Source organism: Paraburkholderia pallida (genome assembly GCF_004524855.1).
Taxonomy (GTDB): domain Bacteria; phylum Pseudomonadota; class Gammaproteobacteria; order Burkholderiales; family Burkholderiaceae; genus Paraburkholderia; species Paraburkholderia oxyphila.
Genome location: NZ_CP038151.1, coordinates 1,353,046 through 1,373,365 on the forward strand (window position 1 = coordinate 1,353,046; position 20,320 = coordinate 1,373,365).

Annotated in this window: 15 protein-coding genes; 10 read left to right on the plus strand and 5 right to left on the minus strand. The window is 65.3% G+C overall.

The genetic code is table 11. The features are described 5' to 3' along the window. Nucleotides 1-148 precede the first annotated feature (148 nt). The 4 genes from E1956_RS40795 to E1956_RS40810 all read left to right on the plus strand — a co-directional run bounded on the left by E1956_RS40795 (nucleotide 149) and on the right by E1956_RS40810 (nucleotide 8,292). Nucleotides 149-3,652 (plus strand): transglutaminase family protein, encoded by a 3,504-nt coding sequence (locus tag E1956_RS40795; RefSeq protein WP_134758954.1) that lies wholly within the window; start codon nucleotides 149-151, stop codon nucleotides 3,650-3,652. Between the two features lie 77 nt (nucleotides 3,653-3,729). Beyond that, the gene (locus E1956_RS40800) at nucleotides 3,730-6,369 is read left to right on the plus strand and encodes a circularly permuted type 2 ATP-grasp protein (RefSeq protein WP_134758955.1); all 2,640 of its coding nucleotides are present in this window, start codon (nucleotides 3,730-3,732) and stop codon (nucleotides 6,367-6,369) included. After that, the gene (locus tag E1956_RS40805) at nucleotides 6,366-7,259 is read left to right on the plus strand and encodes a transglutaminase family protein (RefSeq protein ID WP_197732996.1); all 894 of its coding nucleotides are present in this window, start codon (nucleotides 6,366-6,368) and stop codon (nucleotides 7,257-7,259) included. Before E1956_RS40800 ends, E1956_RS40805 begins: the two co-directional genes overlap by 4 nt. Nucleotides 7,260-7,308: 49 nt before the next feature. Further along, the gene (locus tag E1956_RS40810) at nucleotides 7,309-8,292 is read left to right on the plus strand and encodes an alpha/beta hydrolase family protein (protein ID WP_232072256.1); all 984 of its coding nucleotides are present in this window, start codon (nucleotides 7,309-7,311) and stop codon (nucleotides 8,290-8,292) included. An 87-nt stretch (nucleotides 8,293-8,379) separates the two neighbouring features. Here the strand turns inward: E1956_RS40810 and E1956_RS40815 are convergent, their stop codons facing one another. Together E1956_RS40815 and E1956_RS40820 are read right to left on the minus strand one after the other, a co-directional pair. After that, nucleotides 8,380-9,099, minus strand: coding sequence for a DUF1223 domain-containing protein (locus E1956_RS40815; RefSeq protein ID WP_134758956.1), 720 nt, complete (start codon nucleotides 9,097-9,099; stop codon nucleotides 8,380-8,382). Between the two features lie 176 nt (nucleotides 9,100-9,275). After that, nucleotides 9,276-11,318, minus strand: a complete 2,043-nt coding sequence (locus tag E1956_RS40820; protein WP_134758957.1) for a carboxypeptidase-like regulatory domain-containing protein — start codon at nucleotides 11,316-11,318, stop codon at nucleotides 9,276-9,278. 301 nt (nucleotides 11,319-11,619) lie between these two features. Here E1956_RS40820 and E1956_RS40825 point away from each other — a divergent pair, with 301 nt between their 5' ends. Continuing rightward, on the plus strand, nucleotides 11,620-12,783 hold the full coding sequence (locus tag E1956_RS40825) for a helix-turn-helix transcriptional regulator (RefSeq protein WP_134758958.1): 1,164 nt from the start codon (nucleotides 11,620-11,622) through the stop codon (nucleotides 12,781-12,783). 37 nt (nucleotides 12,784-12,820) lie between these two features. Here the strand turns inward: E1956_RS40825 and E1956_RS40830 are convergent, their stop codons facing one another. After that, on the minus strand, nucleotides 12,821-14,359 hold the full coding sequence (locus E1956_RS40830; RefSeq protein ID WP_134758959.1) for an amino acid permease: 1,539 nt from the start codon (nucleotides 14,357-14,359) through the stop codon (nucleotides 12,821-12,823). A 68-nt stretch (nucleotides 14,360-14,427) separates the two neighbouring features. Continuing rightward, nucleotides 14,428-15,207 (minus strand): SDR family NAD(P)-dependent oxidoreductase, encoded by a 780-nt coding sequence (locus E1956_RS40835; protein WP_134758960.1) that lies wholly within the window; start codon nucleotides 15,205-15,207, stop codon nucleotides 14,428-14,430. Nucleotides 15,208-15,445: 238 nt separating this feature from the next. Between E1956_RS40835 and E1956_RS40840 the strand changes: the two genes are divergently transcribed. After that, nucleotides 15,446-16,429 (plus strand): helix-turn-helix domain-containing protein, encoded by a 984-nt coding sequence (locus tag E1956_RS40840; protein WP_134758961.1) that lies wholly within the window; start codon nucleotides 15,446-15,448, stop codon nucleotides 16,427-16,429. Nucleotides 16,430-16,477: 48 nt separating this feature from the next. Here the strand turns inward: E1956_RS40840 and E1956_RS40845 are convergent, their stop codons facing one another. After that, complete coding sequence (locus E1956_RS40845; protein WP_134758962.1) at nucleotides 16,478-17,368, minus strand: LysR substrate-binding domain-containing protein; 891 nt, start codon at nucleotides 17,366-17,368, stop codon at nucleotides 16,478-16,480. A 102-nt stretch (nucleotides 17,369-17,470) separates the two neighbouring features. On the opposite strand from E1956_RS40845, the gene E1956_RS40850 reads away from it, so the two are divergent. The 4 genes from E1956_RS40850 (at nucleotide 17,471) to E1956_RS40870 (ending at nucleotide 20,317) form a co-directional block, all read left to right on the plus strand. Continuing rightward, nucleotides 17,471-18,061, plus strand: a complete 591-nt coding sequence (locus E1956_RS40850; protein WP_134758963.1) for a LysE family translocator — start codon at nucleotides 17,471-17,473, stop codon at nucleotides 18,059-18,061. A gap of 2 nt (nucleotides 18,062-18,063) precedes the next feature. Beyond that, on the plus strand, nucleotides 18,064-18,447 hold the full coding sequence (locus tag E1956_RS40855) for a cupin domain-containing protein (protein ID WP_134758964.1): 384 nt from the start codon (nucleotides 18,064-18,066) through the stop codon (nucleotides 18,445-18,447). 168 nt (nucleotides 18,448-18,615) lie between these two features. Further along, nucleotides 18,616-19,521 carry a LysR family transcriptional regulator gene (locus E1956_RS40865; protein WP_134758965.1) on the plus strand — a complete coding sequence of 302 codons (906 nt, stop codon included), beginning with the start codon at nucleotides 18,616-18,618 and terminating at the stop codon, nucleotides 19,519-19,521. Nucleotides 19,522-19,639: 118 nt separating this feature from the next. Continuing rightward, nucleotides 19,640-20,317, plus strand: a complete 678-nt coding sequence (locus tag E1956_RS40870) for an HAD-IA family hydrolase (RefSeq protein WP_134758966.1) — start codon at nucleotides 19,640-19,642, stop codon at nucleotides 20,315-20,317. Nucleotides 20,318-20,320 lie beyond the last annotated feature (3 nt).

Below are 20,320 nucleotides of genomic sequence, written 5' to 3' on the forward strand. Positions count from 1 at the left end.
CCACTGTCGCCGCCACTGTCGCCGCCGCTGGCACCGCCGCTTGCACCACGTTTGTCACCGCAGTTGTCACATCCGGCACTCACGCCGTCCGCATCATACGCACGCGGCGCCGCGCGCCGTTCCATCCACGTCGATCGAGGAGTCGGGTGTGTCCATCCGTGTCGCGTTAAACCATGTCACGCAGTATCGCTATGACCGGCTCGTGCGCCTCGCGCCGCACGTGGTGCGCCTGCGCCCGGCGCCGCACTGCCGCACGCCCATCCTCTCGTACTCGATGCGCGTGGAGCCCGCCGATCATTTCGTCAACTGGCAGCAGGACCCGTTCGCCAACTACCAGGCGCGGCTCGCGTTTCCCGAGCCCACGCGCGAGTTCAGCGTCACGATCGATCTGGTCGCGGAAATGGCGGTCTACAACCCGTTCGACTTCTTTCTGGAGCCGAGCGCCGAGCGCTTTCCGTTCACCTACGCGCCCGAACTGGCCGCCGAGCTCGCGCCGTATCTGGCGCGCAGCGAGCCGACGCCGCGCTTCGCCGCGTTCGTCGAATCGATCGACCGCACACCGCGCGTGACCATCGATTTCCTCGTCGATCTGAACCAGCGCCTGCAACGCGAGATTGGCTACCTGATCCGCATGGAGCCGGGCGTGCAGACGCCCGAGGAAACGCTGGAAAATGCCTCCGGCTCATGCCGCGACACGGGCTGGCTCCTCGTGCAGACGCTGCGCCAGCTCGGCCTTGCCGCGCGCTTCGTCTCGGGCTATCTGCTGCAGCTCACGCCCGACGTCAAGGCGATCGACGGGCCGCAAGGCGCCGAGGCCGATTTCACCGACCTGCATGCCTGGTGCGAGGTCTACCTGCCGGGCGCGGGCTGGATCGGGCTCGACCCGACCTCGGGGCTGCTCGCGGGCGAAGGCCATATCCCTGTGGCCTGCACGCCGGAGCCCGGCAGCGCCGCGCCGATCTCGGGCGCGCTCGACGAATGCGAAGTCGAGTTCTCGCATTCGATGTCGATTTCGCGCGTGCTGGAAGCGCCGCGCGTGACGAAGCCCTACACCGAGGCGCAATGGGCCGACATGCACGCGATGGGCGTCCAGGTGGACGCCGCGCTCGCCGGCCAGGACGTGCGGCTCACGATGGGCGGCGAGCCGACCTTCGTGGCGGCGGGCGACCGCGACGCGCCCGAATGGAACACCGATGCGCTCGGCCCAACCAAGCGCCGCTACGCCATCGCGCTGATGGACAAGCTGCGCGCGCAGTATGGCGCGCTGGGCTTTCTGCATATCGGCCAGGGCAAATGGTATCCGGGCGAGCAGCTGCCGCGCTGGGCGCTCTCGCTCTACTGGCGTGCCGACGGCGAGCCGTGCTGGCGCGATCCCGCGCTGTTCGCCGACGAGCGTTCGCCCGCTCACCACACGGCCGATGACGCGCAGCGCTTCATCTCGCACCTCGCTGCCAAGCTCACGGTCGATCCGCAGCATGTGCAGCCTGCCTACGAGGACACCTGGTATTACCTGTGGCGCGAGCGCCGCCTGCCCGTGAACGTCGATCCGTTCGACTCGCGCCTCGAAGACGAGCTCGAGCGCATGCGGCTGCGCCGTCTGTTCGACACGGGTCTCGACGCCGTGACGGGCTACGTCCTGCCGCTCGCGTGCGAGCGCGCCGATGCCCCCGATGCGGCGCGCGCTGCCCCGTCCCAGCCCGCCTTGCAGGGCCCGCGCTGGGTGAGCGGCCCGTGGTTCTTCCGCGACGATCGCATGTACCTGATTCCCGGCGACTCGCCGATGGGCTATCGGCTACCGCTCGATTCGCTGCCTTGGGTGGCGGAGGGCGACTACCCGTGGCAGCACGCGCGCGACCCGTTTGCCGCGCCAGTGCCGCTGCGCAGCGCCGCGGCGCTGCGCATGCAGTACGAGAGCGGCTTTGACGCCGCCGCGCGATCTCAGCACGGGGAAGGCGCGCGCCTCGCTGGATACGCCGAAGGCGCGGGAAGCGGCAGAAACGGCAACGCGGCCGACGCCAGCCGCTACCCCGAACGCGGAGAATCCGCCGCGTGGATCCACCGCACAGCGCTGTGCGTCGAAGCGCGCGACCCCGCGCGCGCCGCGGGGCCCAAAGCCGAAGCCGCAACCTATGGCCGCGCGCAGGGCCAGTTGCACGTCTTCATGCCGCCTCTCGTCGAGCTCGACGACTACCTCGAGCTGCTCGCCGCCGTCGAAGCCACCGCCGCCGAGCTCGCGCTGCCCGTGGTGATCGAGGGCTACCCGCCGCCGCGCGACCCGCGCCTGAAAGTGCTCCAGGTCACGCCCGACCCCGGCGTGATCGAGGTGAACATCCACCCGTCGTCGAACTGGGACGAGCTGGTCGAGCGCACCGAATTCCTCTACCAGGCCGCGCACGAAACCTTGCTCTCCACCGAGAAGTTCATGCTCGACGGGCGCCACACCGGCACCGGCGGCGGCAATCACTTCGTGCTCGGCGGCGCCACGCCCGCCGACAGCCCGTTCCTGCGCCGCCCCGACCTGCTCGCGAGCCTGCTCGCCTACTGGCACAACCATCCGTCGCTTTCGTACCTGTTTTCGGGCCTGTTCATCGGCCCGACGAGCCAGGCGCCGCGCGTGGACGAAGCGCGCAACGATCAGGTCTACGAACTGGAGATCGCCTTTGCGGAAATCCAGCGCCAGGTCGACCTGCTGCATGGCTACGCCGCGGCCGCCAACGGCGGCGAGCGCGTGCCGCCCTGGCTCATCGACCGCGCGTTGCGCAACATCCTCATCGACGTGACCGGCAACACGCACCGCGCCGAGTTCTGCATCGACAAGCTCTACTCGCCCGACGGCCCGACTGGCCGCCTCGGCCTGCTGGAGCTGCGCGGCTTCGAAATGCCGCCGCACGCGCGCATGAGCCTCGCGCAGCAACTGCTGCTGCGCGCGCTCGTGGCGCGCTTCTGGCAGACGCCGTACACGCAGCGCCTCACGCGCTGGGGCACCGAGCTGCACGACCGCTTCATGCTCTCGACCTTCGTGCAGATGGATTTCGACGACGTGCTCGCCGAAACGGCCGCGGCAGGCTTCGCGCTCGACCTTGCCTGGTTCGCCCCGCACTTCGCGTTCCGCTTCCCGCTGGTGGGCGAGCTGCAGACGAGCGGCATCACGCTCGCGGTGCGCCACGCGCTCGAACCGTGGCACGTGATGGGCGAGGAAGGCGGGGCCGGCACCACGGTGCGCTATGTCGATTCGTCGGTGGAGCGGCTCGAAGTGCGCGTGCTCGGCATCAACGAGAACCGCCATATCGTCAGCGTAAACGGCCTCGCGCTGCCGCTGCAGCCCACCGGGCGCGTGAGCGAGAGCGTGGCGGGCGTGCGCTTTCGCGCGTGGCAGCAGCCGTCCGCGCTGCATCCGACCATCGGCGTGCACGCTCCGCTCACGATCGATATCGTCGACACCTGGAGCGGCCGCGCGATCGGCGGATGCCAGTATCATGTTGCGCACCCGGGCGGCCGCCATTATCAGACGTTTCCGGTCAATGCCTACGAGGCCGAAAGCCGGCGGCGCGCGCGCTTCTTCACCACCGGGCACACCCCCGGGCCGGTGGACGTGGCGCCCGCCGGGCGCAGCCTCGAATTTCCGTTCACACTGGATCTGCGCCGCGGCTGATTCCGGCCGATAATCCGTCAACAACCCTAACCGAAGGCGCGCCTCGCGAGCGTGGCGCGCCGTCACGACCCACGATCTTGCCGACTCAATCGACCCTGCCGTTCGACTCCGCCGCCAGCGACGCGCTGGCCCTCGAGCCGCTGCGCACGCTGCCGGTGCGCGCCGGACACTGGGACGAACTGCGCTCGGCAGACGGCGAGCTGCGCGAGCCGTGGCGGCAGTTTTTCGGGCTGCTCGGCGAGCCTGGCGTGGCGGGCTTCGACGCCGCCGCGGCATCGGTCGCGCGCCAGGTGCGGGAAAACGACATCACCTACAACGTCTACGCGGACCGCGGCGGCCCTCGCCCGTGGGCGCTCGACGTGCTGCCGCTCATCATCGGGGAAAGCGAATGGGCGCAGATCGAGCGGGGCGTGGCACAGCGCGCGCGCCTGCTCAACGAGATCGTCGCCGATATCTACGGGCCGCAGACGCTGCTCGCCCGCGGCCTGCTGCCGCCCGCGCTGGTGTTCGGCCATCCCGGCTATCTGCGCCCCGTGAAAGGCTTCGTGCCGCCTGACCGCCAGTACCTGCAGATCGTCGCCCTCGACCTCGCGCGCTCGCCCGAAGGCCAGTGGACCGTCGTGTCGCACCGCACGGAAGCGCCTTCGGGACTCGGCTATCTGCTCGAAAACCGGCTCATCGTCTCGAGCCTGTTTGCCGAGCCGTTTCGCACCATGCGGGTCCACCGCGTCGCCCCCACCTACTCGCAGCTCATCGCCACGCTCGCCGCTGCCGCGCGCGCGATCATGAGCGCGGACGAGCGCGGCGTGAGCGGCGCGTCCCCGCATATCGTGCTGCTCACGCCGGGGCCTTTCAGCGAGACCTATTTCGAGCACGTGTTCCTCGCGCGCTACCTCGGCCTCACGCTCGTCGAAGGCAAGGACCTCACGGTGCGCGAGGACATGCTGTACCTGAAAACGCTGGGCGGGCTCGAGCGCGTTCACGCCGTGCTGCGCCGCCTCGACGACACCTTCTGCGACCCGGTCGAACTGCGCGCCGACTCGACCATCGGCGTGCCGGGGCTGCTGCAGGTCATGCGGGCCGGCAACGTCATGGTCTCGAACGTGCCCGGCGCGGGATTCGTCGAATCGCCCGCGCTGCACGGCTTCATGCCCGGCATTGCGCAGGCGCTGCTCGGCGAGCCGCTCGCGTTGCCGGGCGTCGCCACCTGGTGGTGCGGCGAAGACGCGGCCTGGCAAGACGCGCTCGCGCACATTCCCGAGGCCCTGCTCGTGCCCACCTGGCCCGGCGGCGCGCGCGCAGCGTCCGCGCCGCCGGGGCTGGCCGCCGGCGTGCAGAAGCTCGCCGACTGGAGCGAACGGATCGGGCAACTGCCCGACGCCTTCACGATCCAGCAGCCGCTGCGCTACAGCTACACGCCGCGCTACGAAAACGGCGCCGGCATGCTGGGCACGCGGCCCGCCGTGCTGCGTGTCTACGCCATCGCCGATCAGGAATGCGGCTGGCGCGTGCTGCCCGGCGGCTTTACGCGGCTGGCCGCCGAACATCAGGAATCCGTATCGATGCAGGAGGGCGGCAGCAGCGTCGATACCTGGGTGCTGTCGAGCCAGCCGGGCTCCACCTTTACGCTCCTGCCGAGCCCGATCAAGCCCGGCGACCTGCGCCGCGAACGCCGCCGCGTGCCGAGCCGCGCCGCGGAAAACCTGTTCTGGGCGGGACGTTACGGCGAGCGCGCCGAAAACGGCGTGCGGCTGTGCCGGCTGATTCTCGGCTCGCTCGAAGGCAGCGACGCCGAAGAGCTGTTCGGCACCTTCGTCGAACTGGCCGCCGCGCATGGCCTCGTGCCATCCACGGGCGGTGAGTCGCGGCGCGGCCTCGACGGCTTCGAGCGCGCCCTCGTGGCCAATTTGCACGAGCAGGCGGGCGCAACGGGAATCGGCCGGACCCTCGCGAGCCAGGCCTACGCCTGCGGCGAAATACGCGGCCGGCTTTCGAGCGACCATTGGCGCACCGTGCTGGCCTCGCGCAACGACTTCCGCGACGCGCTGGAGGCGCTTTCACTCGTGCCGGCGCCGACGCCGCCGCGGCGAGGCGCCGCCATCGAATTCAGGCGCCCCACGCCATACGACCGCATGGCGCTGATGGGCGCGCTCGACGCGCTCGCCACGCAACTGAGCGCCATCAGCGGCTGCCAGGGCGACCGCATGACACGCGACCAGGCGTGGCGTCTGCTGTTCGCGGGACGCCATATCGAACGCGTCGCCGCGATGGGCACGATGCTGCGCATCGCCGCCCAGGAACGCACGCTCGCGACGCCCGCGGGCTTCGACGTGCTGCTGCAGCTGTTCGACAGCACGCTCACCTATCGCACGCTGTATCCGGGGCGCCTCGAGGTGCCCGCCCTGCTCGACCTGATCGTGACCGACCCGACCAATCCACGCGGCCTCTATGGCGTCTACGCGCGGCTGCGCGCGCGGCTCGACGAGATCGCCGAGGCCGCGGGCGGACCGAAGCGCGAGCCGTTCGCCTCGCAACTCGCGCCCATCGAGGCACTGCCCACGCTGGAGACGCTGTGCGAGCCCGGCGACGACGGCCGCTACCCCGCGCTCACCGCACTGTGCGACGGCCTCGCCGAACGCATGGCCGCGACCTCGAACGAGATCAGCGCGCGCTGGTTCAGCCACGCCGTGCCGTTCGCCGCGCAGGTCTGGTCATGAGCGGCACGCGCCTCACGGTCACGCATCGCACGACCTATCGCTATTCGACGCTGGTCGAGACCGCGCAGCATCTCGCGACGATCCGCCCGCTCGCGCTGCCGTGGCAGCGCGTGCTCGCACACCGCGAACACATCGAGCCCGCGCCGTCGTATCAGACGAGCCGCTGCGACGCCTTCGGCAACGAGGTCCTCTACTTCTCGTACGACGCGCCGCACGACTACCTGCAGATGACGAGCGAGACGAGCGTGCTGCTCGCGCCGCGCTACGCTACGCTCGACATCGCCGCAACGCCGGCCTGGGAAGACGTGACGCGCATGCTGCGCTACACGGTGGGCGGCGACTTTCATGCGGAGTCCGAATTTTGCTTCGCCTCGCCGAATATCGCCTTGCTGCCGGAGTTGCGCGCCTATGCGCTAGAGAGCTTCGCGCCCGGCACGCCCGTTCTGGCGGGCGCGATCGACCTGATGCATCGCATCCACGCCGATTTCGCTTACCGTCCCTCGGCAACGGCGTTCGACACGCCTGCCGCGCGCGCCTTCGAACTGCGCCACGGCGTGTGCCAGGACTTCGCCCAGGTGATGATCGGCTGCCTGCGCTCGATCGGGCTCGCCGCACGCTATGTGAGCGGCTATCTGCGCAACGATCCGCCCGACGGTGCGCTGCCGATGATCGGCGCGGACGCCTCGCATGCGTGGGTGTCGCTCTATGTGCCGTCGGAAACGTCTGCCGGCTGGTTCGATCTCGATCCGACCAACGACGTGCTCGCCGACCAAGGCCACGCGACGCTCGCCATCGGCCGCGACTATAGCGACGTGTCGCTGCTTCGCGGCGTGATACTGGGTGGCGGCGCGCATCAGGTGGATGTGGCGGTCAAAGTGAACGCGGATTGATTCCCCGCGACGCAAAGAAAGAAAAAGCAAGGAGGTGACTGTGAGGTGGGTGGCCATCATCGCCACGCTTTTTGCCCTGCTTGTCACGCCGGCCCTCGCCGCCGATGTCGGTTTCGAGGCGGTCAAGATGGCCGATGGCGAGGGGCCGCCGCTCACGGCCGGGATCTGGTATCCCACTAACGCAGCGGCGACGCCGCACGCCTTGGGCAGTTTCAGTCAGACGGTGGCGCCGGGCGCGCTGATCGCAGGCCATCGCCTGCCGCTGGTTGTCATCTCGCATGGCGGCGGTGGATGGTACGGCGGCCACTACGATATGGCGCTCGCCCTGGCGCACGCGGGCTTTGTGGCGGCGGCAGTCAGTCACAACGGCGACACATTCGACGACCAAAGCCACGTCCTGGAACTGTGGCGCCGCCCTGCCCAGCTTCACCGGCTGGTGGACTACATGCTCGACGAGTGGCATGGGCACGGGCGGATCGATGCGGCCCGCGTCGGCGCGTTCGGCTTTTCCAACGGCGGCTTTACCGTACTCGTGGCCGCGGGCGGGACCCCCGATCTTTCGAAGATCACCCCGTATTGCGAGGCCCACCCCGAGCATGACCTGTGCAAGGACCTGAAGCAGGCGGGCGTCGATCCGCGTTTCGGCGCGAACGTTCCCGACAGCGTCTGGGTTCACGACCCGCGCATCAAGGCCGTGGTGGCCGCCGCGCCCGCGTTCGGCTTCGCCTTCGGCAGCGCAGGGCTAAGCAGCGTGCACGTCCCAAGCCAGCTCTGGCGAGCCGCCGACGATCGTCATCAGCCCGATCCCTATTATGACGAAGCGGTGCGTGCCAGCCTGCCCCAGCCGCCTGAGTATCACGTCGTCGCCCACGCGGGCCATTACGACTTCCTGCCACCCTGCGACGCCCGCCTGTCCCGCAAGATGCCGGAAATCTGCAACAGCCTGCCGGACTTCGACCGCGCCGCGTTCCATGAGCAATTCAACGCCGCTGTCGTGCAGTTTTTCCAGGCAACGCTGAATTCGAACCGATGAGCCGTGCGCAATCGCAATTCATTGAGCGAAGCGCATGCGCAGTCGCAGTCGCTACGTCGATTCCATTCGCGTGCAACACCCCATCGCTCAGTGCGCGGACCCTGCACTCGCATCCGCAACGCGCGCGGCGCCGACGATGGCGCCATCATCGGCTTCGAGCAGGACCGCCAGATGCTCGCCGGCGCCAGCGTCGGCATGCAACGTTAACGCTGTGCCGGACCACTGGCCGATGGTTGCCAGGCTGCGGACGACGTTCGATTCAGTAAGCGTATGCCCCGCATTCTCGCCGCGCCCGATTGGCGTGACGTGACGCGCGTCGTAGGCGACCAGCAGCACGCGCGCGCTTCCGCTGCCCGGGCCGATCGACACCGAAACGCGGCCGCCTTCGCGTGTGGCGTTCACCGTGGCCGCCGTCACGCCCATGGACTTCGCATGATCGATGGCGGCGCTGGCCGCAGTGCGATTCGAGCCCACCATTTCGGCTTTGCCGTCGACGACCATCTCCGGCGTATACGCGAAGTCGCGAAACCGCTGGGCGTACTGAGCCTGACGCGCATCGGCGGCATCGAACGAGAACGGATCTTTCCAGCCGAGCTGGTTCCAGTAGGTGACGTGAAACGCCAGCGGCAGCACATCGGTGCGCGTGTCGCTCAGCTCGGACAGAAAGCGGTCGGCCGGCGGGCACGAGGAACAGCCCTCCGATGTAAACAATTCGACGACGACCGGACGCGGCGCGGCGGCGTACGCATGTGAGGCGAGCAGCGCAGCAGCGCCGGCGCAAAGGGCAGTAAGAGAACGGGCCAGCATGTCGTGACTCCAGTTGACGACGTTCTCGTTAATTCGCTCGCCGGCGCTGGCCGGTTACAGTTGAAGCGTTTCCGGATAGTCAGGGCACCGGGCAAGGTGTTCGCCAGCACGATGCCACGTGCCAACACTGAACTGGGCGCCAATCACGACGCCCGTTCAGTGATACGACTTGCTCGTCAGGAGGCGTTCGGTGCAGTGGCCGAGCTGCGATAAGTTGCATTCAGGTAAAACAGGACCCCCTGAGCATTCTTGCTCCTCAACTGCACGATTCGATACGCTGCATCGGAAGCGTTGTTGATCGCGAGGAAGGCGTTGGTAACCGGGCTTGCGCCGCAAGTTCCGGTTCCTGACGCCGTCAACGTGACAGCGGTCGCTCCGGGCGTGACCGGCACGGTTTGCTGATAGCCGCAGCCATTCTGATCTTCCGTCTGCACGCTGACTCCAGTCATGGTCAGTTGAGTCAGGTTCGCGGCCACCGTGGGGGGCGGCGTGAAATCCACGCTGACCGAGGTTTGCGCGCCAGCCTGCGAGCCGCCAGCCGAGAGGAAGTTGGTGACCACGTCACTGCCCAAGGTCGGCCACGATCCTTGCTTGAAGGTATCCAACGCCAGCGAGGCGTCCGCGAAGCGGTTCGGATTCGTGACGCTATACGTGCCAATCGCACTGCCGCTCGCGTTGTACAGCGTAAATTCATAAACGGCAGCCGGCGGGAGCGAAGCGACGTCCAGTTGGCTGGTGGCCCAGAAACCCTTGATTGGCGGGGTGAATGTCGCGCCGGATTGCGTGGCCCAGTCCCATCGGTATTCGCTCGTGTTGCTACTGGTGGTGGGCGTGCCACCCGGTTGCGACGACGGCTGCTTGCTTGCAATAGACAGGTAATTCGTGCCCGCGACGGTCGAGGGTTCGAGCCACAGTCCGGCCGACGGCAGGCCGGGCCCGGTCACGTGCGCATAAGCGATCGGACTGCTGCTGTTCCACGCAATATTGAGCGTGACGCCCGCGTCGAAGAAGCTCGTGTCGTTGCTGCCGTTGCTGTTGGCGAACGAGTCGTAGAAGTCTCGATACGTCGTGCGCGTCGCCACTGACAAATTGTAAGGAAGCTGATTGCCGATGATGTCCCACGTGCCGGACGGGGTCTGCTGCACCGTCGTATAGAGCGTGTACTGTCCGGAGCTGCCGTTCGCGCTGGACAAGCCATAAGGAACGCCGATCAGCGCGCTGGTTCCCGCAGCGTTAGCCGAGACGACATACGGCACCGAACCGCTGAGGTTGAGACTCGACGAAGCCAGATCGGGATCGTACTGGGTGATGTTCTTGAAGCCGTTGTCCTCATAGCTGGCATCGATCAAGCCGCTGCTGCATGCCGATCCCGTTCCGCCCGCTGCGCCGCACGATTTCAGCGCGGCAGGTAGCGTGCCGAGGTACGTTTCCAGCGAATTGAGGTTGGTGATGGCACTGGCGCTGACCGTCGGCGCGACCGGTGTGTTAGCCGGCGTCGATGTGCTATTGAGCGTCAGATACGCAGCGCTCTGCGAAGCGGCGCTACTCGGCGTCTTGTAGACGAGATAGGTTGCCGCGCCTTCGGGCACGATCGTCACGATATCGATCAGCGCATCTGCGCCGGTATGGTTCGCCGTGAACGTGGTGCCAATGGGGTCGTAATTCGCCGGCAAGCCCACTGCGCCAAGCAGATTCGACAGATAGGTGTCGAGCGTAGTCGTCGCGCCCTGCACGCTCGTTTTCGTCACGCCGCTGCTCAATGTCGTTGCGGCGCCAGCCGTCACAAAATCCATCGGGTTGCCATCCGGCGTCAGCAGCGCGGTCAATGCCGTGGTCAACGTCGTGACATTGGCGGTCGAGCTTGCCCCAGCCGCTGGCAGGCTGGCGAGCACGGAGATCATCGTATTGGCCTGGCCGCTCGGATCGGAGGCAACCACGGCAATCGGGGCAGTCAGTCCGCTCGTGACGAGCGTGTAATTGCCATTGCCGTCGGCGGTGGCAGTGGCGGTTTTGCCGTTGACATCGGTAGCCGTGATGGCGGCATTCGCTACCGGATTCCCGCTGGCGACTGTCCCCTGAATCTGGGGCGCCGCGACCGGCGGCGTCGAGGAATTGCTGCTGCCGCCGCCACACGCCGTCAAAAACGACAGCGCAATTGCGCTGGCAATCAACGTGGGCTTAAAGTCGATTTGCCGCGCTCTGATCTTTTCATTGTTCATCGTTGCATCCCCCGCAGGACTTCGAATTGGGCGAACCCAAAAAGTCTCTTCGTTAGCGATATGTCAGGTTTATGACTGTTTAACTTCGTGTGAGGCAGGACGTTTTGCGAGGTGGTCTCCCCGGTCCGCAGCCTCACGAGAGAGGCTATTCGGAGCGCAATGGACCGGCAATACCGCAATTGAAGTATGGTGTTTTCGCACCTGATAAATGAGGCATGGTCTGAACGTCTACCGTTCGTGCACCCGGCGTGCGAAGATGCCTTTCGACAGCAAACCGCATTGAACAAGAAGAGGTTTTCGGATGGATCTGTCGAATGAGCGCTACGAAGAAGTCATTCATTTGCTCTATGAAGCCGTTGCGGAACCGTCTGGCTGGCCTGCCCTCTTTACGGCGCTCGGCGAGGCTATCGACGCGAACGTCATCCATATGCTCGCCCTCGATAAAAAGCATGGATCGCTTTCCTATAGCGATGGCTTTAATCTCCCCGTTGAAGGCGAATTGGCTTATATCCAGAAATACGGCAGCATCGATCCTCGATTAGCCTTAATGCTGCAAAAGGAACCGGGAGACTGGATTCATTGCCACGAAGTGTTTAATGAAGAGTTCGTCTCGCACGATCCGTTCTACCAGGATTTTTTGATTCCCATTGGCCGGCGCTATGTCTCAGGCTGCAAGCTGGTGGACGACGAGAACGTCTGCGTGATTTTTTCGGTGCTGCGGGGTGTTGGAGAAAATCCTTTAGGCGTGCCGGAAGTCCGCTTTCTCGACAAGCTCCTTCCGCACCTGACTCGCGCTGTGCGCATGCAGATCCAGAACTACACGTTCTCTACCAAGGCCCTGGTGGGCCATGCGCTCGTCAACAAGCTCAGGCAACCCGTGATGCTTTTGACGACCGACAGTAGCGTGGTTCTGGCCAACGAAGCCGCAACGCGCCTGCTCACCGCTACGTCGCTCGCCAACATCGCCGAGGGAAAGCTACGCCTGCCGGCCGAGTACCAGGCGCAGTTTCAGGATGAGTGCGCGCGGCTGGAGGGGCTTGCGCGCGGTGAGGTCGAGACCCCGGAAGAAGTCTCGACATATCGATCGATTGCGATGACCACCCGCCGCAGAGATGGCCACGCCGTTGAATCGCTCTACGCGTTCTTCACCTTGCTCGTGCCGCCCAAAGTTAGCGGTGCGTTCGGCTTGCGGCCCCTCGTCTTGTTGCTGTTCTACCACCCGGATTCGGCACTGCCTGTCGACTCCGAATTGCTCAGTGCGGCATTCAATCTGACGCCCGCCGAAATCCGCGTATGCCGTTTGCTCGGTGAAGGGCTTTCGCCCAAGGAAATCGCCTTTCGGCTCGGCACCCAGTATGAAACCGTGCGCAAGCAGTTGCAGTCTATTTATCGTAAGACGAATACGGATCGACAATCAGAGCTGATGCGCCTGATGCTGCACCTGCCGCTGAACGCATTTGTTTGAACTTTGAACCCGGTATCGCGCCGGGTTCGCCGTCTTCTCAGCTCTCGCCGAGCTGTCCTTCGATGCCGGCCAGCTCGCGCTCGCGCGCGGCCGTTGGCTTGCCGATCGGCGGCCCGCCGAAGCTCTTGCGCACGCCGGCGCCGTACCAGATCGCCAGCAGCACGGCGAGCAAGCCCACGATCACGTAGACCACTTTCTGGTTCGGCGGCTGAATCCCCACGTAGGCGAGCACCAGTGCGCCGAACACGGCCGCCACCGCGAACGGTTTGGACAGCAGACCAAGCTGGAACGGCCCCTTCTCGGTCCAGCTGCGCCCTTCGGCGAAGATACCGGCCGCAGTGGGCATCGCGTACGAAATGAACAGGAACACCGCGCTGCCCGCGCTCAGCACGGAGAACGCATCGCCGTAGAGCGTGATCGCAATCGCGAGCACCGCCGAGACCCAGATCGCGAATCCCGGTGTGCGATGCGTGGCGTTCACCTTGCGCAGCCACTTCGATCCCGGCAGGCCGCCGTCGCGTGCGAATGCGTACATCATCCGCGAAGTCGATGTCACCGCCGCGAGGCCGCACACGTAGTTGATGAAGAACATCAGCAATTCGATCACGATGCGCAGCGGCGCGGGAATGGGCGCCAGGATCGCTTCGAAGAAGCCGGTGCCCTGCTTCACCCCGGCGGTGAGATCCGGCATCACGAGCACGAACGCGCAGACCATCACATAGCCGAAGGTCGTCGACCAGAACACCGAGCCGATGATGCCGCGTGGCACGTTGCGCGCCGCCTGATGGGTCTCCTCCGACGTGTGCGCCGACGCATCGAACCCTGTAATCGTGTACGCCGTGAGCAGGAGGCCGGACAGGAATGCCATCGCCATGGTCTGCTTCGGCCACTGCCCGCCGTCGATGCCGGTGAAGTTGGTAAAGGTGTAGAGCCGCGACAGATCGACTTTGACCGGCGAGTACACGAGCAGCGCCACGACCAGCACGACGGTGACCACGAAGATCAGATAGCCCGACAAGTCGGTGATCCGGCTCGTGATGCGGATGCCGCGATGATTGAGGAACGCCTGCGACGCCGTGATCACTGCGAGGAAGATGGTCTGATCCCACCAGCCGAGCGAGTCGGGCTTCACGCCGAACATCGGCGCGATGAGGGTGCGGAAGAACGGATCATAGGTGCCGTAGTTGATCGCCGCGACGACGAACACGAGACCGAGCAGATTGAACCACGCAGTGAGCCAGCCCCAGGTCTTGCCGCCGAGTATCGAGCTCCAGTGATAAAGGCCGCCCGCCGTGGGAAAGGAGGACGCGATCTGCGCCATCGCCGCGGCGACGACGAGTGCGAACAGCGACCCGAGCGGCCAGCCGATGCCGATCGATGCGCCGCCCGCCGCGGAAAGGCCCAATTGGAACGATGTAATGCCGCCCGACAGGATGCAGATCAGCGAGAACGACACGGCGAAATTTGAAAACGCTCCCATGCGGCGTGAGAGTTCCTGCGCATAGCCCATCTTGTGTAGCAGTTTGACGTCGCTGTCGATGGGCTCCCGCGACGGCGCGGCCGAGTCGATGTCCATGAGACGATCCTTTTTCAGAGTAGTGGCATTGCGGAAATATCGCGTGACGGCTCGACGGGAGACGGGGCTCACGCAGCCGTGAAGCAGTTGTCGACGTACAGATGTGCGCCGTTCACGAAGCTGGCGTCGTCGCTCGCGAGAAAGAGCGCGGCCTTCGCCACTTCGTCGGGCTGGCACAGGCGTCCTTGCTGCACCGACAAGGCCGCTTCGCTCGCGTCGAAGCCATGCTTCGCGAGCGCGGCGATTTCGCGCCGGCCGTGCGGCGTATCGATGAATCCCGGGCACACCGCGTTGCAGCGAATCCCGCGATCGCGGTATTCGACGGCGATCGCGCGCGCGAACATCGCGCATGCGCCTTTCGTCGTGCAGTACAGCACCTCGAGCGGCGTCGCCGCGAGCGACGAGATCGACGCCGTGCACACGATCGAGCCGCCGCCCGCTTCGAGCATGTGGGGCAGCACCGCGCGCGTCATCATGAACATGCTCTTGACGTTCACGTTCATCAGCCAGTCGTAGTCGTCGTCGGTGGTCTCGACGAAGGGCTTCACGACGATGCTGCCCGCATGATTGAAGAGCACGTCTATCCGGCCGAAGCGCGCGGCGATACTGGCCACGGCGGCATCGACCGCGTCACGCTTGGAGACATCGGCCGCGAACAGCTCGGCCTCGCCGCCCGCCGCGCGGATCCGGTGGACCACCTCTTCGCCCGCGTCCGTGTTGATGTCGACCACGGCAACCCGCGCGCCTTCGCGCGCGAACAGCAGCGAGGCCGCGCCGCCTGCGCCTGTCGCGCCACCTGAAACGATTGCGATCTTGCCTTCCAGCTTGCCTGCCGCCGATTTGCTCATGCGTCACCTCGTTTGCGTTTCCGGTGTGCCTAAGCTAGGGCGTGCGGGTGGCGTCGACTATCCAAAATCGGCAAAAAATATAAAAATCGCGTAAACGCCCTTCCCTGACGAATCCATTACGCACCGGACCATCCGGCGTTTTTTTGACGAAACCGCGTCACATCACGGTCACAATTTATTTCGCTTACACTGCACGGCACGCGGCTTTCGGGGCGCGCAACCTGAACCGGAGGACGCCATGCAGCCGAACTTTCAGACCCGCGCCGCCGTCGAAATCCGCCGCTGCAGAAACATCGACGAGCAGGCGATGCTGCTCGATGCCTGGAATCAAAGCTATTGCCAGATTTCGCGAGGTGCATTCGACGGCTCGGTCAGCTCGATCGCCGCGGGCGGCGTGCACGTGCTGGTCGAGCGGCTGAATCGCACCGTGTATCAGCGCGGCCATGTCGCGCAGTCGAAGCTCGCCATCGGCATCCCGTTCCAGCTCGAAGGCCATGCGCTGCTGTGCGGACAGACGAGCCACCGCGACGGTGTGCACGTGTTTTCCGGCGACGGCGGCTTCGAATTTCTTTCGCCCGACAAGCACGTGATCGTCAATCTGGAGATCGACCCTCAGGCGGTCACGAGCAGCCTGGTCCGTTCGCAACTGGATGAACTGGCGCCGTTCATCGGCACGAGGCCCGGCGTGCTGAACGTCGATCCCTGCAGGCTGGATGAGTTGCGTGCGGTGCTCAGACAGATGCTCGATACGGTGGCGGCAACGCCCACGCTGCTCGACGACCCCGGTGTGGTGGCGGCATTCGAGAAGTCGGCGATCTTCGGGGTGGCGGAAGTGCTGCAGGGCATGCCCAACGCCGAAGCGCAGGGCACGCCCGACGCGCGCACCGTGCGCCACTGGCAGCTCGTGCGGACCGTGCGCGAGCTCGTTGAGGCGTCGCCCGATTGTCCGCTGTCCGTTGCCGAGCTTTGCGCGCGTTTGCGCGCAAGCCGCCGCACGCTGCAATATGCATTCGAAGACACGCTCGGGGTGAATCCATCGGCGTACGTCCGCGCGGTGCGCCTCGATCACGTGCGCCGCGAATTGCGCGACGCTTCATCGGTGAGCGAAGCGGCGACGCGCTGGGGCTTCTGGCACTTTGGCAATTTTTCGAACGAGTACCGCGAGCAGTTCGGCGAGTTGCCATCGGAAACGTTCCGGCGTGCGAAGCATCGCGGCTTTTGAGCGTACCGGTTCCGCACGCTAGCTACCGCACTCCATCAAACCCCTGCGTCACGCGTTGATCACGAGGCGGGCGTGTGGGACCGCTGCCTTGTTCGACATCGATTCGCGTATGCAGCGCGCAAATTCCAGCGCCGCCGGCTGCGCCGTCGAGGGCAAGCGCAGGCAGATCGCAAACGGCGGCAAGGCAGGCAAGCCGGCCGCATGCGGCGCGATCGTTTCGAGGTCGGGCGGCACCGTCGAGACGAGCCAGGCCGTGATCGCGAGGCCCGCGCGCACCGTTGCGGCGGTCGCCTCGATGTTGCCGCTCTCGAACACCGTGCGCCACGCAATGTCCTCGTCCGCCAGCGCGCCGAGCACCACCGGACGGAACGTGCAGCGTTCGTCCACCATCGACAGTGGCAACGGCCGCTTGCGCCACGCATCGCTGCCGCGACCCGTCACCCACACCAATGGCTCGATGCGGATCACTTCGCCTTCGGCTTCGCTCGCGACGGATTCCACCAGCGCCACGTCCACGCGTCCGCCCTTCACCGCTTCGCTAAGTTCCGGCGAAGTCGCGCAGACGAGGGATATTTCCACGTGCGGATGCGCATCGGCGAATGCCTTCATCGCGGGCGCGAGCGGTGTCACGAGATCGTAAGGCACGCCCACGCGCAGGCTGCCATGCAGCGACTGAGCGGTCATGTCGGCCCAGATTTCGTCGTTCAGCCGCAGCATCTGCCGCGCCTTGACGAGCAGTTGCTCGCCGTGGCGCGACAGCTCCAGCTTGCGCGCCTTGCGCACGAACAGTGGGCAGTCCAGACGATCTTCAAGGCGCTTGATCTGCTGACTCGCGGCACCTTGCGTCATGTGCAGCAGATTCGCGGCGACCGTCACGCTGCCGCTCTCCGCGACGGTAACAAAGGTGCGGAGCAGATCGAGGTCGAGATTTCGGCTCATTGACACATTAAGCGGCGTAATGAATTGCATCAATATTATTGCCTTTTCTGATGCAGAGGCAATCCGTACAGTGCAAGGGCACCCTCATTCGGACCTGTCCCGATGCACTCGACTCTGCCACTTTTTCTGTTCGTCGCTGTCGCGACCGTCACGCCTGGGGGCGCCACCATGCTCGCAACCGCGTCAGGCGGGCGTTTCGGCTTTGCGCGCTCGATTCCGCTGATGCTCGGCATCGCGCTCGCGCTTGCGTCGCTCGCTGCCGTTGCGGCGCTGGGGCTCGGCAGGCTGCTGCTTGCCATGCCCGTGCTGCAGACGACCGTCAAGGCCCTCGGTTCCGCGTACCTGCTTTGGCTCGCCTGGCGCATTGCGCGTAGTGGTCCGCCGAACGCCGGCAACGGGCCCGCGCGCCCCGTCACGCTCGTGAGCGGTTTCCTGCTCCTGTGGCTCAACCCGAAAAGCTGGGCGATGACGGTGGGCGCCGCGGCATCCTTCGCCTTGCTCGCGAGCAGTCCGAACCGGCTCGCGCTGTTGCTCGGCACCGCGTTTGGTTTGGCCGCTTGCATCTCGCTCGCACTGTGGTGTGCGCTTGGCATGCTGCTCGCACGGCTTTTCCGCACGCCGCGCCATTGGCGCATCCTCAATCTTGTGATGGGTGCGCTGCTCGCCGCCTCCATCATCCCGACCTGGAGGTAATCGTGTCAGCCCATCCACTTGCCGAATCATTCGACCTCGACGCCGCGTTCGGCGACGTGGCGGAATACTGGTCGCCGAAAGTCGTCGCGCAGGTCAACGATCAATACGTGAAGATCGCAAAAGTGCGCGGACAGCTCGTCTGGCACGACCATGCACAGGAGGACGAACTGTTCTTTGTCGTGCGCGGACATCTGAGGATCGAATACGAAGGCGGGCGCGTCGTCGAGCTACCAGCGGGTTCGATGCACGTGGTGCCACGAGGCACGCTGCACAATCCGGTTGCTGAAAACGAATGCTGGGTCGTGCTGATCGAGCCCGTGCAGACGAAGCACACAGGCGATGTCGAGTCGCCGTTGACGAAGACGATCGAGGAACAGTTGCGTTGATCACGCCGCGTTTCTCCTGGGCGATCGATACATGCTCACCAGATCCTTGCACAGCGCCAACTGAGCGTCGAGAATCGGGGTGTCCGTGACGCCGGGCGGCCGTTTTTCTACGGCCCACCCGTTGCGTATCCAGGCTTACGACACCGGTGCAGTACCGACGATATCGACATGAACGATTCCAATGACATTCGCTTCCTGCTGACCATACAAGAAGCAGGCAGCCTCGTTGCGGCAGCGAGAAGGCTTGGGCTGTCGCCGCCTGCGGTCACGCAGCGACTGCAGCAGATCGAAAAGCGGCTCGATACCCGCCTCGTCGACCGCACGGCCCGCCGCTTGCGATTCACTGAGGAAGGCCTGCTGCTGTGCCAACGTGGCGCCCATCTGGTGCAACAGTTCGACACGCTGTTCGAGGATTTGCAGTCACGCCGGGGCGGGCTCGTTGGCACCGTGAGGGTGCGTGCGCCACTCGGTTTCGGACGGCGCTATCTGGCTTCCGTCGTTTCCGGCTTTCAGCATGACCATCCCGACGTCGACATCGAGCTCACGCTCACCGATCAACCCTTGACCGAGTCGGCCGACCGCTATGACGTCGTGGTCCATATCGGCGAACTGCCGGCGTCGAATTTGATTGGCTATGCGATTGCACCCAATGCACGCTTCGTCTGTGCGTCCCCGGCCTTGCTGAAGCGCGTTCCGAACCTGGAAACCCCCGACGATCTCGCGCATCTGCCCTGTATCGTGCTGCGCGAGAACAACGAAGACGCATCGCTTTGGCAGTTCCGCAAGGGCCGTACGGCGCGCAGCGTCCGGGTGTCTTCAAAGTTGAGCTGCAACGATGGCGAGGTGATTCGCCGCTGGGCATGCGAGGGCCGCGGCGTCATTCTCCGCTCGGAATGGGATGTCGCGGACGATATCGCGAAGGGCAGTCTCGTGCGGCTGCTTCCGGCGTGGAAAGCCAACGACGCCGACGTGATCGCGCTCACCCACAATCGCGCCGGATTGCCCGCTCGCACCCGGCAATTCATGCAATATCTGCAGGCGCAGTTCCGGCCGCAGCCGCCGTGGCGAAGCTAAACCGCGCCTCTCGGAAGATTCATTTTTTACGAATAAATGATTTTGTTTGACTGAATCTTCGGCGCCTGAGCGAACTCTATACTCAATGCCATGAACGAACCGCAAGGAGACCTCGCTCATGAGCCACCCACCTGTCTCAAGCGCCTACCCGAAGGCAGTCCTCTTCGATCTCCTGACCGCGCTGCTCGATTCATGGACACTCTGGAATCGTGCCGCGGGCTCGGAGCAAGCGGGCCGTGCGTGGCGCGCCGAGTACTTGCGTCTGACCTACGGGTGCGGGCGATATGTCGCTTACGAACAGCTGGTCAGGCAGTCCGCGAGCCACGTGGGCCTGCCCGAATCCGCCGCACTCGCGCTTGAAGCCCAGTGGCTTCAACTGACCCCGTGGAGCGGTACGGTCGAGGTATTGCAGCAACTTCAATCGCATTGCAAGCTCGCCATCGTGACCAACTGCTCGATACGGCTTGGCCGTCAGGCGGCAGAAATCATTCCCGTCAAATGGGATGCCGTGGTCACCGCCGAAGAAGCCGGCGCATACAAGCCGGACCCTGCCCCCTATCGCCTCGCGCTCGACAGACTGGGTGTGTCGCCGTCGGACTCCGCTTTCGTCGCCGGATCGAGCTACGACATGTTCGGCACCGCAGCAGTCGGCTTGCAGACTTATTGGCACAACAGGATCGGCCTGTCATTGGCGGAAGGTGCGCCGCGTCCTGAAATCGAAGCGCCCACGCTGGACGCGCTGGTGCCCTGGTGCAGCCGTTTTGGCGACTCGGCGCACGACAACCTGCCGGCCTGAAAT